1 protein-coding gene is annotated in these 724 nt (G+C 41.9%); it reads left to right on the top strand.

What is annotated here, in order from left to right; all coding sequences use genetic code 11:
• The first annotated feature begins 110 nt into the window (after positions 1-110).
• A complete protein-coding gene (locus R7Q09_RS25470; protein WP_005463060.1) occupies positions 111-710 on the top strand; it encodes a TetR/AcrR family transcriptional regulator in 600 nt (199 codons plus the stop codon).
• The last annotated feature ends 14 nt before the right edge of the window (positions 711-724 follow it).

The raw sequence follows: 724 nt of genomic DNA, 5'->3' as shown, positions 1-724 counted from the left end.
GAGAAATCTATCCGGATATCGATAAGCTATTTGTTATCGAATACGAATTGATCAAAAAGTAGACCACAAAAACCTAGACGACTGGTCTAATTCATCTTATAGTACCGCCCATGAACGCAAAAACAAATGACACACGCCAACACATTCTCGACGTCGGGTACGAATTGATTGTTACCCGAGGGTTTACCAGTGTTGGACTTTCAGAGCTACTAAAAACGGCCGAAGTGCCAAAAGGCTCGTTTTATCATTACTTCAAATCTAAAGAACAGTTTGGTGAGGCAATGATTCAAGATTACTTCAACAAGTACTTTGAACAATTGACTGCCCGCTTCACTAATACCGAGCTCAATGGCTACCAACGCTTAATGAGCTACTTTGAAGAAATGGTAAAAGTAGAAGATGATGTCTGTAATGCAAACAAATGTTTGTTAGTGAAGCTAAGCGCCGAAGTGTCAGATTTATCGGAGCCTATGCGTATCGCACTGCGTCGAGGCGCTGATAAGACCATTCAAGCTATGGCTGAGTGTATTGATGTCGGTATTCAAGATGGTTCTATCCCAAACGGTGATAGCGCATTGTTGGCCAGACAGATTTATTATCTTTGGAATGGCGCAAGCTTACTGAACAAACTGTATCAAGATCAGGAAGCGCTCACGCAAAGCCTGACCTATACTCAACATCTACTGCAAAACACGCGTACTTGCCCATAACAAGTAACGTTAAA

It is taken from the genome of Vibrio sp. 2130-1 (assembly GCF_033339515.1).
Note: the sequence above shows the minus strand (reverse complement) of the source record. Positions and strands in the feature narration are given on the sequence as shown.

Excerpts from the sequence above, each read along its gene's own strand:
- R7Q09_RS25470 (WP_005463060.1), top strand. The coding sequence starts at position 111 with ATGAACGCAAAAACAAATGACACACGCCAACACATTCTCGACGTCGGG.